The organism is Flavobacterium piscinae (assembly GCF_004122145.1).
Taxonomy (GTDB): Bacteria; Bacteroidota; Bacteroidia; order Flavobacteriales; family Flavobacteriaceae; genus Flavobacterium; species Flavobacterium piscinae.
Window position 1 is genome coordinate 56,891 of the sequence record NZ_SBKQ01000014.1, and the last position, 13,254, is coordinate 70,144.

General features: G+C 35.0%; 13 protein-coding genes. 8 read left to right on the forward strand and 5 right to left on the reverse strand.

Features of this window, described 5'->3' with window-relative positions; genetic code table 11:
* Positions 1 to 40 precede the first annotated feature (40 nt).
* Together gap and EQG68_RS13035 are read left to right on the forward strand one after the other, a co-directional pair.
* On the forward strand, positions 41 to 1,033 hold the full coding sequence (gene gap, locus EQG68_RS13030; RefSeq protein WP_129465329.1) for a type I glyceraldehyde-3-phosphate dehydrogenase: 993 nt from the start codon (positions 41 to 43) through the stop codon (positions 1,031 to 1,033).
* Between the two features lie 36 nt (positions 1,034 to 1,069).
* Positions 1,070 to 3,253, forward strand: a complete 2,184-nt coding sequence (locus EQG68_RS13035) for a tetratricopeptide repeat-containing hybrid sensor histidine kinase/response regulator (protein WP_129465330.1) — start codon at positions 1,070 to 1,072, stop codon at positions 3,251 to 3,253.
* Positions 3,254 to 4,064: 811 nt separating this feature from the next.
* Here EQG68_RS13035 and EQG68_RS13040 read toward each other — a convergent pair.
* Both EQG68_RS13040 and lpxK read right to left on the reverse strand, forming a co-directional pair.
* Positions 4,065 to 4,877: a purine-nucleoside phosphorylase gene (locus EQG68_RS13040; protein WP_129465331.1), complete on the reverse strand. Its 813-nt coding sequence runs from the start codon at positions 4,875 to 4,877 to the stop codon at positions 4,065 to 4,067.
* Positions 4,840 to 5,874 carry a tetraacyldisaccharide 4'-kinase gene (gene lpxK, locus EQG68_RS13045; RefSeq protein WP_129465332.1) on the reverse strand — a complete coding sequence of 345 codons (1,035 nt, stop codon included), beginning with the start codon at positions 5,872 to 5,874 and terminating at the stop codon, positions 4,840 to 4,842. The genes EQG68_RS13040 and lpxK overlap by 38 nt, the downstream gene beginning before the upstream one ends.
* Positions 5,875 to 6,042: 168 nt before the next feature.
* Here lpxK and EQG68_RS13050 point away from each other — a divergent pair, with 168 nt between their 5' ends.
* The 5 genes from EQG68_RS13050 to EQG68_RS13070 all read left to right on the forward strand — a co-directional run bounded on the left by EQG68_RS13050 (position 6,043) and on the right by EQG68_RS13070 (position 10,120).
* Positions 6,043 to 6,432: a DUF1398 domain-containing protein gene (locus EQG68_RS13050; RefSeq protein ID WP_129465333.1), complete on the forward strand. Its 390-nt coding sequence runs from the start codon at positions 6,043 to 6,045 to the stop codon at positions 6,430 to 6,432.
* 27 nt (positions 6,433 to 6,459) lie between these two features.
* Entirely contained in the window at positions 6,460 to 7,278 is an 819-nt protein-coding gene (locus EQG68_RS13055) for an alpha/beta hydrolase (RefSeq protein ID WP_129465334.1), read from the forward strand.
* A gap of 89 nt (positions 7,279 to 7,367) precedes the next feature.
* The gene (locus EQG68_RS13060; protein ID WP_129465335.1) at positions 7,368 to 8,462 is read left to right on the forward strand and encodes a Nif3-like dinuclear metal center hexameric protein; all 1,095 of its coding nucleotides are present in this window, start codon (positions 7,368 to 7,370) and stop codon (positions 8,460 to 8,462) included.
* 3 nt (positions 8,463 to 8,465) lie between these two features.
* Positions 8,466 to 9,245 (forward strand): zinc ribbon domain-containing protein, encoded by a 780-nt coding sequence (locus tag EQG68_RS13065; RefSeq protein WP_129465336.1) that lies wholly within the window; start codon positions 8,466 to 8,468, stop codon positions 9,243 to 9,245.
* 29 nt (positions 9,246 to 9,274) lie between these two features.
* Complete coding sequence (locus EQG68_RS13070) at positions 9,275 to 10,120, forward strand: alpha/beta fold hydrolase (protein WP_129465337.1); 846 nt, start codon at positions 9,275 to 9,277, stop codon at positions 10,118 to 10,120.
* Here EQG68_RS13070 and EQG68_RS13075 read toward each other — a convergent pair.
* Positions 10,110 to 11,780, reverse strand: a complete 1,671-nt coding sequence (locus EQG68_RS13075; protein WP_129465338.1) for a S8 family peptidase — start codon at positions 11,778 to 11,780, stop codon at positions 10,110 to 10,112. The two genes, EQG68_RS13070 and EQG68_RS13075, sit on opposite strands and share 11 nt — an antisense overlap.
* Before the next feature lie 111 nt (positions 11,781 to 11,891).
* On the opposite strand from EQG68_RS13075, the gene rluF reads away from it, so the two are divergent.
* Positions 11,892 to 12,674: a 23S rRNA pseudouridine(2604) synthase RluF gene (gene rluF / locus EQG68_RS13080; RefSeq protein WP_129465339.1), complete on the forward strand. Its 783-nt coding sequence runs from the start codon at positions 11,892 to 11,894 to the stop codon at positions 12,672 to 12,674.
* Positions 12,675 to 12,676: 2 nt separating this feature from the next.
* On the opposite strand, the gene EQG68_RS13085 is transcribed toward rluF, so the two are convergent.
* Together EQG68_RS13085 and EQG68_RS13090 are read right to left on the reverse strand one after the other, a co-directional pair.
* A complete protein-coding gene (locus EQG68_RS13085) occupies positions 12,677 to 12,979 on the reverse strand; it encodes a type II toxin-antitoxin system RelE/ParE family toxin (protein ID WP_129465340.1) in 303 nt (100 codons plus the stop codon).
* Positions 12,969 to 13,196, reverse strand: a complete 228-nt coding sequence (locus tag EQG68_RS13090) for a hypothetical protein (RefSeq protein ID WP_129465341.1) — start codon at positions 13,194 to 13,196, stop codon at positions 12,969 to 12,971. The genes EQG68_RS13085 and EQG68_RS13090 overlap by 11 nt, the downstream gene beginning before the upstream one ends.
* Positions 13,197 to 13,254 lie beyond the last annotated feature (58 nt).

The window sequence follows — 13,254 nt, forward strand, 5'->3', positions numbered from 1 at the left end:
GAAACCTGAAACCTGAAACCTGAAACCTGAAACTTCAATCTTGAAAACAAAAATAGCTATCAACGGTTTTGGTCGAATCGGACGAAATTTATTCCGATTATTACTCAATCATCCCAGCATTGAAGTAGTTGCCATTAACGACATTGCTGACACGAGAACAATGGCTCATTTACTAAAATACGATAGCATTCATGGTGTTTTGCCAAACGAAGTTACTTTTGATGAGGAACATATTTTTGTGGATGGAAAATCATATTCCTTTTTCAGAAAAAAAAATATCTCCGAGTTGAATTGGCAACCTGTTGATGTTGTGATAGAAAGTACCGGAAAATTCAAAACCTATGAAGAAGCCTATCAACATATTGCTAGCGGAGCAAAAAAAGTAATCCTCTCTGCTCCACCCGAAGAGGACAAAATAAAAACAGTCGTTTTAGGGGTAAATGAATCCATTTTAGATGGCTCAGAAAAAATCATTTCCAATGCGAGTTGCACCACTAACAATGCAGCTCCAATGATTAAAATCATAGATGAACTGTGTGGCATTGAACAAGCCTATATCACTACTGTTCACTCCTACACTACCGACCAAAGTTTACACGATCAACCTCACAAAGACTTACGAAGAGCACGTGGTGCGGCACAGTCCATTGTGCCAACCACTACCGGAGCTGCCAAAGCGTTGACTAAAATATTCCCGAAATTAGAGGGCAAATTAGGAGGAAGCGGTATACGTGTTCCGGTTCCAGACGGTTCGTTAACCGATATTACGTGCTATGTTTCCAGAGCCGTTTCGATTGAAGAAATAAATGCCGCTTTTCTAAAAGCATCCCAAACAAATCTCAAAGGTATCCTTTCTTACACAGAAGATCCGATTGTTTCTGTTGATATTATCGGCAATACAAATTCCTGCCTTTTTGACGCTCAATTGACCTCAGTTATTGATAAGATGGTAAAAGTAGTGGGGTGGTATGACAACGAAATCGGTTATTCATCGAGAATTATCGACTTAATTGGGTATATTTCAAATAAATAGTTAATTTTATGCCATTAAAAACAACCATTTTTTGGTATGAAATATTTTACTTTAGTAATTATACTTTCTCTTACTCTTTCTGTTTATTCGCAAAAGAATTCTTCTATCAAAAACGTAGAAGTTTTAGACAGTACTAACTATTTTATTGAATTAGCTAATTTTCATAAAAAAAATAACAACTACCGAAGTTCTCAAGACTACATTCAAAAGGCTATTGAATTTGCTGAAACCAATCAAGATTATCAAGCTCAAGCGGATGCCTACTCATTTCTTGGAAATGTCTATTTTGAATTAAAAAAATATTCCGATGCCATTCAAACCTATAACAAAAGTATTTCCTTATATAATAAACAAAAACCATCTTCCAATCAGGCCTATACTTTTTATAATTTAGGGTTGTGTTATGTAGACAAAAAAGAATATTCTAAGGCGGAATATTATTTTAAAGAAGCTGAAAAAATCTATGAAATAATTGATATTCCCGAAGCCACAAAAATGATAAATTTACAAAAAGGTATAGTTTATCGGGCAAAAGGTGAAAACCAATTGGCATTGTCTATTTTAAATACAATTGTCGTAAATCACGACGAAGAAGACCATTTCAAAACTAAAGCGGAAGCATTATACAATATTGGGCTTATTGAAGCTGATGACAATCGCTATAATTTAGCTTTGAATTATTTAAATAAAGCTCTTGACTTAAGTTCCAAAAATAAAAATCTTGAACTTAAAGCAAAGATTGCACGAACATTAAGTGAAGTTCATGAAAAAGTAATCGATGTTGAAAATTCATTTAAATACATGAAACTTCATCTTCAGATCAGAGATAGTATTCAAGATCTAAACAGTAAAAGAATTGGAACAGAAGATTTTTTGAGTTTTAAAGAAGCCGAGCGTTTAAAGTCAATTGAACAAATGGACCGTGAAAACAAAGAACAACAACGAGCCAATAAATTCTCAAAATTAATTAGTATTTTAAGTATTGCATTGATTTCAATTCTTTCGTTATTGAGTTTATCCTTATACAAAAATAACATTATCAGAAGCCAATCCAATAAGTTACTTCAGGAAAAAAACCAGGAACTTTTGTTAGCCAAAGAAAAGGCAGAAAAAGCATCCAAAGCCCGAGCGGAATTTTTATCTACCGTGAGTCATGAATTGCGAACACCATTGAATGCAATCAATGGAATTACACATTTGTTGATTGAAGAAAACCCTAAGAAATCGCAATTGCAATACCTCACTTCACTCAAATTCTCGGGAGATTATTTGCTGACTTTCATCAATGATATTTTAGAAATCAACCGGGTGGAAAGTGAAAACATCGAAATTGAAAGCATAAATGTGAATGTCAAACAATTATTGAGCGATTTACACTATTCGTTTAAAGATCTTGCAAGTAAAAACAATAATGATTTTGAATTAGAACTTGACACCTCAATTCCGGATAACCTGATAGGCGACCCCACAAAACTTTCTCAAATTTTTATCAACCTGATTAATAATGCGTTGAAGTTTACAAAAAACGGTAAAGTAAATGTTTCGGCTAAAATGTTGAAAAACGAAAATAACATTTCCACTATTCATTTTGAAATTGCAGATACGGGAATTGGGATTCCGCTTGAAAAACAAAGTACAATCTTTGAAAGTTTTTCACAAGGTTCTGTTGAAATAAACCGTAAATATGGCGGCACCGGCTTAGGATTAGCTATTGTAAAACGACTGGTTAATCTGTTGGGCGGCGAAATTAAGCTAACCAGTGCAGAAGGAATTGGTTCTACTTTTTCATTTGATGTTGATTTTGAATTGGGCCAACAAACATTTGAAGAAGTTCGAAAACAATACAACGAAAATATTTTTGCAAACAAAAAAGTATTGATTGTCGAAGACAATAAAATCAACCAGATGATTACCAAAAAAATGCTTGAAAACAAAGAAATTGTCTGCGAATTGATTGATAATGGCGAAGAAGCCATTGAAATGATTCGCAACAATAGCTACGATTTGGTATTGATGGATGTGCATCTTCCCGGTATTAACGGAACGATTGCCACCGAACGAATCCGAGAATTCAACAAAAAACTTCCTATTATTGCCTTAACAGCCATTTCGATGAACGAAAATCGTGAAATGTTACTTTCTTTTGGAATGAATGATGTGGTGACTAAACCTTTTAATCCGGATAATTTTTATAAGGTGATTGCTCAGCAGTTGGGGTGATTTATGAGTAATAAACTATATTAATAGAAAAACTTGAAAATTTTAAATAGAAATGAAGTTATTTGGCTTCTAGTGACAATAATTTTTATTCTGTTAATTTACTTTCTAATTTTCGGAAAAGAAGGCTTTAAATCTGAATCAACTTTTGACCTAAATACGTATGATACATATTTAGTTATTTCCAACATTCACTTTATTTTTACATTAAGTATATTATTATTTTTTGGAGTTTATCTTGTTAGATCATTAAATACAAAATTCAAAAATTTAATAGTAAATATAATTTTAATGATTTCTACAATATTATTAATAATTACTTTAATGAATATATTTCCATTTATTGAAATCATTAATGAAAAAAAATCTGGTTGGACTATTAATCCACCTTTAAGTGTTAATGATTTAAAAATAGAAAAAAAATTTGAAAAAAATAATATTAGAATACTATCTTATATAATTTTTATTTTTCAAATATTTTTAGTCATATTTCTAGTATATTTAGTCTTTATTACAAGGCGAAACTTTAGAAAAACTCTGTAATCGACAGGTAAAATAACCTACTCCTCTTGAGGTTAGTATTTTTTAAAGTTCTTCTTCTGTAATTTCGAACTTTTTTACAGTCAAAAACCCTCACATTCTCCTTTTTAATACAATTCCCAGCCCGGGTAGCAGTGGAAACCCCGCAGTACAGCAAGCTAATTTTTCTTTGCTTTTTGAGGCGACCAACGAAAGCCACGAAAAAGCAGTAGAAAAATAGCTTGGAGGCCGTCCCGATAGCTATCGGGATGCAACGGATGACCGGATGAGCTGCCTAATAATTCAGAATAAATTCTTTGATTAATTTTCGCACGTGTGGCTCGGCTTTTCGGGCGGCTTCAAGCACCTCATCATGGTTCACCTCATCAATATTTTCTTCATCGCCCATGTCGGTAATCACGGAAATTCCGAGGCAATCAACTTCCATGTGACGAGCTACGATGACTTCGGGAACGGTGGACATTCCGACACAATCGGCACCGAGAATTTTGACCATTTTGTATTCAGCTAAGGTTTCAAAAGTGGGACCTTGCAAGCCTAGATAGATGCCGTCTTTGAGTTCGATAGCATTTTGTTGAGCAATTTCTTTGGCTTTTTGCATCATGGTGCGTGAGTACGGTTCGCTCATGTTGACAAATCGCGGTCCGAAACGTTCATCGTTTGCCCCTCGCAACGGATGATCGGGAAATAAATTAATATGATCTTTGATAACAACCACATCGCCTACTTTGTACGTTGGATTTACACCGCCGGAAGCATTGGAAACAATGAGTTTTTGAATACCTAAATACTTCATCACACGCACTGGAAAAGTCACCGTTTGCATATCGTAACCTTCATAAAAATGAAATCGGCCTTGCATGGCAACTACGCTTTTAGTTCCGATTTTACCGAAAACTAACGCCCCTTTATGTCCTTGCACAGTGGAAACCGGAAAGTTGGGAATTTCGGAATACGGAATGGTGAATTCGATGTTGATATCTTGCGTAAATGAGCCCAAACCGGAACCGAGAATGATGCCGTATTCAGGTGTATAATTGGTTTTCTCTTTAAGAAATTGGACGGTTTCCTGTACTTTGTTCCACATAATTGTTTATTTGTTGATTGAAATTTTCACCGTTGGAAAGAAAAATACTTTGTATCGGTAAATAGAATAATTGAGCCGGATTTATTCTTCCTTTTAAGCGAACAAAATCTTTTTCGGTGGTAATAATCGGTTTATTTTTTGATTTTTTCTGAATGGTTTGGATATCACTTTCTGTAAAATCGTGATGGTCGGGAAATTCCAATTCCTCATCGTTGCCATCTTGTAAATGATTGAAAAATGGTTGGGGTTTAGCGATTCCGGCTACTAACAGTTTATCAGTGTTTAGTAGTGAAGCTACAGAACACCTTTCACTTTCGGAATAGAGCATTACATCGTATTGAATGGCCGAAAAATAAAGCTGTTGATGAGCCAAAAGGTGTAACTTTTGACGAATTTGATTTTGTGCTGCTTCGGTAAGTGTAGGCGGACATTTGGTAACAACCACCACATCAGCTCTTTTTACTCCACTACTACTTTCACGCAAATTTCCGGTGGGTAAAATAAAATCATCTGCATACAAATCGTTATAGGCTGTCAATAATATATAAAACCCGGCTTTTACTTTACGGTGTTGAAAAGCATCGTCAAGTAATATGATATCCGGTTTATTTTCTAAAGCTAACAATCGTTCAATTCCATTTTTGCGGTTGGCATCCACAGCTACTTGAATACTTGGGAATTTTTGATGCAATTGAAATGGTTCATCTCCCAACAATTCAGCGGTTGAAGCATAATCAGCCAATAAAAAACCGGATGACTTGCGTTTATAACCTCTGCTTAATACAGCGATTTTATAATTTGGAGAAAGCAATCGAATTAAATATTCAATTTGTGGCGTTTTGCCTGTTCCGCCAACACTGAGGTTTCCAACAGCAATAATCGGAATGGGAAATGAATACGATTTTAGAATACCTTTGTGATAAAACCAATTCCGAATAGTAGTTATAAAACCATATAAAACGGCAAAAGGAAAGAGTATTTTTCGCAAAAGAATCATACAACGAAGATAGGATATTTGAAGAAATATTTAGTAGTTTTGAAGATGGATTTTTATTAACAGAAACGAAAATAATAATCCTTATTAAACTTCAAATGTTCAAATGGAAAATTCAAAATAGAAAACTAGTTAATCATTACTTTTAATTTATCTTTAAATCTACCTATTATGTTTACAATCGAACAAATTAAAACCGCTCACAGTAAAGTAAAATCCGGTGCCGACTTTCCCGCTTACATTCAAGAACTTAAACAATTGGGCGTTGTTTTGTATGATACTTTTGTTTCCGATGGACACTCTAATTATTATGGTAAAAATGACTTTAAAGTTAATTCCGAAGCAAAATATGATGCTTTAACTATTCATAATAATGCGAATGAAAATCAATTCAAAGCCGACTTAAAAGCCCATCAACAAGGAAAAACAGATTACCCCACTTTTTGCAGTGATTGTGCCAAATCCGGCATAGAAAAATGGAGAGTAAACCTGGAAAAAATGATTTGTACTTACTTTGACCTAAAGGGAAATGAAATGTTAGAGGAAAAAATTCCGGGTTAATATTGTTAACCCCATAAAAACTAATATATGAAAAAACACATTGTTATTTTACTCTTCTTAGGAATTTTTTGGACACAAGCCCAAACTACAGAATACAATACGAAAGTAAATCAACCCTACTATTCAACTGCAATCAACCAAAAAGATGCCTACATCAAAGAGCGATGTGTGTTGGATATCTACTACCCAACCAATCAAAAAAACTTTGCAACAATAGTTTGGTTCCATGGTGGAGGATTATCAGGGGGTAACAAATACATTCCGGAAGCTTTAAAAAACAAAGGCGTTGCGATAGTGGCTGTCAATTATCGACTTTATCCAAAAGTAAAATCGCCAACCTACATTGAGGATGCCGCTGCCGCTGTGGCTTGGGTGTTCAATAACATCGAATCATTGGGTGGCGATGCCAGATCCATTTTTGTATCGGGTCATTCTGCCGGAGGCTATTTAGCCGCAATGGTCGGATTAGACAAACGTTGGCTAGCCACTTTCAACATTGATGCTAATAAAATTGCAGGCATAATTCCGTTTAGTGGTCATACCATTACACACTTTACCATTCGTGAAGAAAGAGGTATTGATGGCAAAAAACCTATTGTTGACGATTTAGCCCCACTGTATCATGTGCGTGCAGATGCTCCGCCACTTTTGTTAATTACAGGCGATCGCGAGTTGGAATTATTGGGAAGGTATGAAGAAAATGCCTATTTAATGCGAATGATGAAAGTAAACGGGCATCAACATACCCAATTATTGGAGTTGGACGGTTACGGACATGACATGACTGAACCCGGATTTCCATTATTACTCAATGAAATAAATCGCGTTTTAAAGAACAAACCGTAAAGCTTTTACTGTGTAAAAAAGGATTCATTTTATAATGTAAAGATACTTTTCATGAATAATTACTTAAATTTGTGACTTAATTATTTTCAATGAAACTTCAAACCATTCTCCCGATTTTAGAAGAACTTGCACCTTTGGCTTATGCCGAAGATTTTGATAATGTGGGGTTGCTTTTAGGAAATCCAGATCAAGAAATTAATGGAATGCTCGTTTGCCATGATGCCTTGGAAAACGAAGTGGACGAAGCCATCGAAAAAAACTGTAATTTAATTGTTTGCTTCCACCCTATTGTATTTTCAGGATTAAAAAAAATTACCGGAAAAACCTATGTGGAAAGAGTAGTCTTAAAAGCCATCAAAAATGATATTGCCATTTATGCTGTGCATACCGCTTTGGATAATCATCAAGATGGCGTAAACAAAATTATTTGCAATCAATTAGGACTTCAAAATACCAAAATCTTGGTTCCGAAAGAGAAATTCATTCGAAAATTAGTGACCTATACCATTCCCGAAAACCATCAAAAATTGCGAAATGCATTATTTGATGCCGGTGCCGGAAACATTGGAAATTATGAAGATTGCAGTTTTAACTCCAGAGGAATCGGAACCTACATGGGCAATGAAAACAGCAATCCCGAAATCGGTGAACGTTTTGAATTTGTAGAAAATGAAGAAATCAAAATCGAAGTCACTTTTGAAAAGCATTTGGAAGCCAAAATTTTAAAGGCACTGTTTAAAAACCATGCTTATGAAGAAGTTGCTTATGAAATTTACGAATTGCAAAACCAACACCAAAATATCGGTTTAGGCATGATAGGTGAACTGAAAAATGAAATGAACGAAAGAGATTTTCTACAATTTGTAAAGGAAAAAATGCAATGTGATAGCATTAGACACAGCATTTTTTTGAATAAAAAGATAAAAAAAGTCGCCGTATTAGGTGGTTCAGGTAGTTTTGCGATTGCTCAAGCGAAACGACTGGGTGCCCATGCGTTTTTAACCGCTGATTTAAAATACCATCAATTTTATGAAGCTGAAAATCAGCTACTTTTGGCCGATATTGGACATTATGAAAGCGAACGGTACACAAAAAATTATATTGTTGATTTTCTTATCAAAAAATTTCCTAATTTTGCAATCATTTTATCAGAACAAAATACAAATCCAGTTAAGTACTTTTAGATTATGACAAACGTAAAAGAAATGAGTGTAGAAGAGAAGTTAAGAGCACTCTATGACTTGCAGTTAATCGACTCAAGAATTGATGAAATCAGAAACGTAAGAGGTGAATTGCCACTTGAAGTACAAGATTTAGAAGACGAAGTAGCAGGTTTAAAAGCACGTAACGAAAAATTAAAAGCCGATTTAGAGCAAATTGATGACCAAATCAAAGCGAAGAAAAATGCTATTGAAGCTCACAAAGAGGGAATTAAAAAATATACTGAACAACAAAAAAATGTTCGTAATAACAGAGAATTCAACTCCTTAACCAAAGAAATTGAATTTCAGGAATTAGAAATTCAATTGAATGAGAAGCACATCAAAGAAATGAAAGCTTCCATTGAGTACAAAAAACAACAAGTAGCCGATTCGCAAGAAAAATTAAGCTCAAAACAATCGCATTTAGAGCACAAAAAAGCTGAATTAGGCGATATCATGGCAGAAACACAAAAAGAAGAAGAGTTTTTAACTAAACTTTCTGCCGAATATGCTGCTAATATCGAAGAGCGTTTACTGGCAGCTTATCACCGAATTCGTTCAAGCGTGCGTAATGGTTTAGCAGTGGTTTCCATCGAAAGAGGTGCGTCTGCCGGTTCCTTCTTTACAATACCGCCACAAACTCAGGTTGAAATTGCTGCTCGCAAAAAAATCTTAACCGATGAGCACAGTGGAAGAATATTGGTTGACAATGTTTTAGCCGCTGAGGAAAAAGAAAAAATGGAAAGCATCTTTGCAAACATATAATACACAAACCCCGGATTCGGGGTTTTTTTATGAATAAAATTTTCACTTCATTACTGGTTAAAACCATTGGTTTTTATATCAACTTTTTAAGTTTTGTTTTTCCTGAAAAAGCAACATTGTTGGCATATAAATTTTTTAGTGAACCTCGTTCCGGAAAACTTTCACCGGAAGCCATTCCGGATATTTTAAAAAAAGCGGAGATTGAAATCATCAAAGTAGAAAAACAATCCTTCCCGATTTATAAATGGAAAGGTAATGAAACAAAAGTGTTGTTGGCTCATGGTTGGGAAAGTAATGCATCACGATGGGAACCTCTTTTTCCATTTCTACAAAAATCAGGTTACACCATCTTAGCACTCGATGCTCCGGCTCACGGCCTATCATCCGGAAAGGAATTTAACGTATTGCAATATGCCCATTTTATTCAAACTGTATTTCAAAAATACGAACCACAAGTGCTTATCGGTCACTCAGCCGGTGCCTTAACCGGTTTATATTTTCAGCACCACTACAAATTTGCTTCCTTAAAGAAAATGGTTTTATTAGGCTCTCCCTCAGATTTAGAAATAATTATCCGAAATTATGCCAATTTACTCGGGTTAAACAACCGGGTTATTCTATTGATGCATCAGTATTTTATGAAACGCTTCAATATCAATCCAATAGACTTTTCAGGAAAAATATTTGCGTCCTCACTATCCGTTCCAGGTATGCTGTCACATGATATTGATGACAATATGGTGAAAATTGAAGAAAGTAAAAAAATTGAATCCACTTGGCAAAACGTTCAATTTATCGAAACCAAAGGATTAGGTCATAGTATGCATGATCCAACATTGTACGAACAAATCGAAAAATTCTTGCTTACTGCTTAATTATTTTTTTGGTAGCCGATTGATTCCCGTCAGATACTTTGACAAAGTACATGCCACTGGCTAAAGTTGACACATCAAGTTCTTTAGTAGTAGGCATTTTAGATAAAAGCACTGACTGTCCTAAGGCATTAAAAATTTCAACAGCAGCATTTTCAGATAAACCTTCTTGCGTTAAAAACTTCAATTGATGTTGTACCGGATTGGGAAAAACCGAAAATTCAGTGTGATTGACTACATCCAAACCCAACAAATAATCATCATAAACCCGTTGCACAGCTGCCTGCATATTTGGAAATGGACCAATATTTCCTGCAGTTGGATTCCCTTGAGGAATTCCCGTTTCATTTAAAATGGTTCGCAATTGGGGACCGGTTAAATAATTGCCCGTTAAATCGTGATAGTAAGACTGTAAAACAATTGCACAAGCTGCCACCATTGGCGTTGCCGAACTGGTTCCTGAAAAATTAATATAACCTTGATTAATATCACCATTAATCATAGTCAGCGTTCCGTAACCACAGGCAAAAACATTTTGAGACCAACCTTGCACATCCACTCTGGAACCATAAGTGCTATAGGAAATTCTGTTATGAGTAAGATTAGGCAATCCACCACCCACAATAATTGCTCCGCTATTGCCTCGGTTCATGTAACTGGTGTAAAGTGTTCCATCTAAATTTTGATTACCATTTCCGGCTGCCGCTACAATCACAATACCGGCATCGGATGCTGCTTTCGTTAAATCCCAAATGACATTATTATACTCAGCCGGTACATAATCTTGAAAACCGGCAGCAGCCCCATCTTCCTGCATTTCATACAGAATTACATCTCCAGCTGTAGAATTTTGAATGGATTGATTTACTGCATTTATTCTGTTATAACCAATTTCCTGCCATTCCGGAAACAGAATTACTTCTGAAGCTTCATGTGCTAAACCAGTCATCCCATAGCCGTCATTTCCGGCAATAATAATTCCAACAACAGCTGTACCGTGTTGAGAATATTCTAATGCCTCAGCTGCAATTGTCATTCCGGGAGCTAAAAATGCATTTACTTCATTCAAATCTTCATGGTTTTTGTTAAAACCATATTCCACATCACGCACCCGAATTCCTTCGCCTTTTAACCCTAAATCCCAGGCATATTGCATGTTTAAACCCGGATTTGGACCAATATACGTTTGATTCACCATAAAATCAGGGGTGGTGGGAGGAATGTCAAAAGGTGGAGTAAGGGGTTCTAAGGAAATTAAACTGGCATAATTCACTGCATTCCATTCTTCAAAAGCAGAAGCCAAGAATAGTAATTTTTCGTTGGTTGGATTCGGTACTACTACTTCAAATATATTTTTTAATTGATGTACAGCAGAAGAATTCCCGGCATATTGTTTAGCATTCCTTTCTAAATCTGTCCATTTTTCCTCTGAAAAAGAAATCGTTTTTTTAAAATTCAATTGAAATTCATCGGAAAGTGAAGCTATTTCAGGAAATTGTGAAAGAATGGCTTCTTTGTCTTTCAAAACTAGGTCAGAATGAAACGAAACATGCAAGGCATGTCGAGTACTATTGGCGTTCAAATGAAATTGATTTTTTCTATTTTGTGCTGTTACAAATAGTGAAATCAGGAAACTAAAAATAAAAAGTAGTTTTTTTATCATATCCGTAAGTTCTTGATAATAGGCAATTTTTGTGCAATTTACTAATTTTCCCTCAATTAGAATAAAATTGATAGGTATGATTAATCCACAAAATAAATTTACTTTTGCAGTATGGAAGATTCAGGAAAACGCATCAATAAATTTTTATCAGAATCCGGCTTTTGTTCTCGCCGTGAAGCCGATCGATTAATCAGTGAAGGTCGCGTAACCATTAACGGTCGAGTGCCTGAAATGGGTACAAAAGTGCTTGAAACTGACGAAATTCGTGTCGATAACAAACTCATACGCGAAAACAGAGACAAACCCATTTACCTAGCGTTCAACAAACCGGTGGGTATTGAATGTACCACCAACCAAAGTGTCCGTAATAATATTGTGGATTATATCAACTATCCGGAACGTATTTTTCCCATCGGCCGATTGGACAAAGCCAGTGAAGGGTTGATTTTTATGACGAATGACGGTGATATTGTGAACAAAATTCTCCGAGCTCGAAACAACCATGAAAAAGAATACATCGTTACGGTAGACAAACCGATTACCGACCGTTTCATTCAAAAAATGGGCAATGGCGTTCCGATTTTAGACACGGTTACAAGAAAATGCAAAGTGGAACAAATCAGCAAATACATTTTTAAAATTGTGTTAACGCAAGGTTTGAACCGTCAAATTCGCAGAATGTGTGAGTATTTAGGCTATGAAGTAACGGCTCTAAAACGCATCCGAATCATCAATATTTCTTTAGATATTCCGGTCGGAAGATACCGTGATTTAACCCCTGCTGAAATCAAAGAATTGAATCAATTGATTGAACCTTCGAGCAAAACAGAAGAAGCGAGTTTACCGAAAGTAGAGGTTCGAAGACCTAACATAATTAAGAAAAATAAAACTTAAATTTACTTAATTTTATTTGGATTTTTCTTTGCAACAAATAAATAGACGACTGTAATTCTGTCTCCGTTTATCTCGTAAAATATAGTTGTTTGTTTACTTAAAACAGCCTTTCTCAATCTAGGTTGAAATTGAGAAATTGGAAAAATTTCAGGAAACGACAAAATGATATCGATTTGTTTGCGGAGTTTTTCTTTGAAAGCTTCTACTTCTCTGGGTGTCCATTTCTTATTTAAATAATCTAAAATATTTTCTAGATTATCTAATGATTCGTTGGACCAATATAACTTATACTTTTTATAAGCCATATTTATTTTTTACAACTTCATGAGAAACTACTCTGCCTGATTCGATATCTTTTATTCCTCTTTCAATTCCGGCTTTTTGTTCATCAGTTAACTCATCCCACCAATCTGTTTGTGAGGTAGTTTGATCTTTAATCACTTTTAAATAATGAAGCATATCGTTATTATCAACATGTAATAACCAATCCAATAGTTCTAGTTTTAAAGCCTCTGCTCCCATTCTATAAAATTTACTGCTAAGATAATCATTAAAACGAATAAACCCAAGCTCATCACTT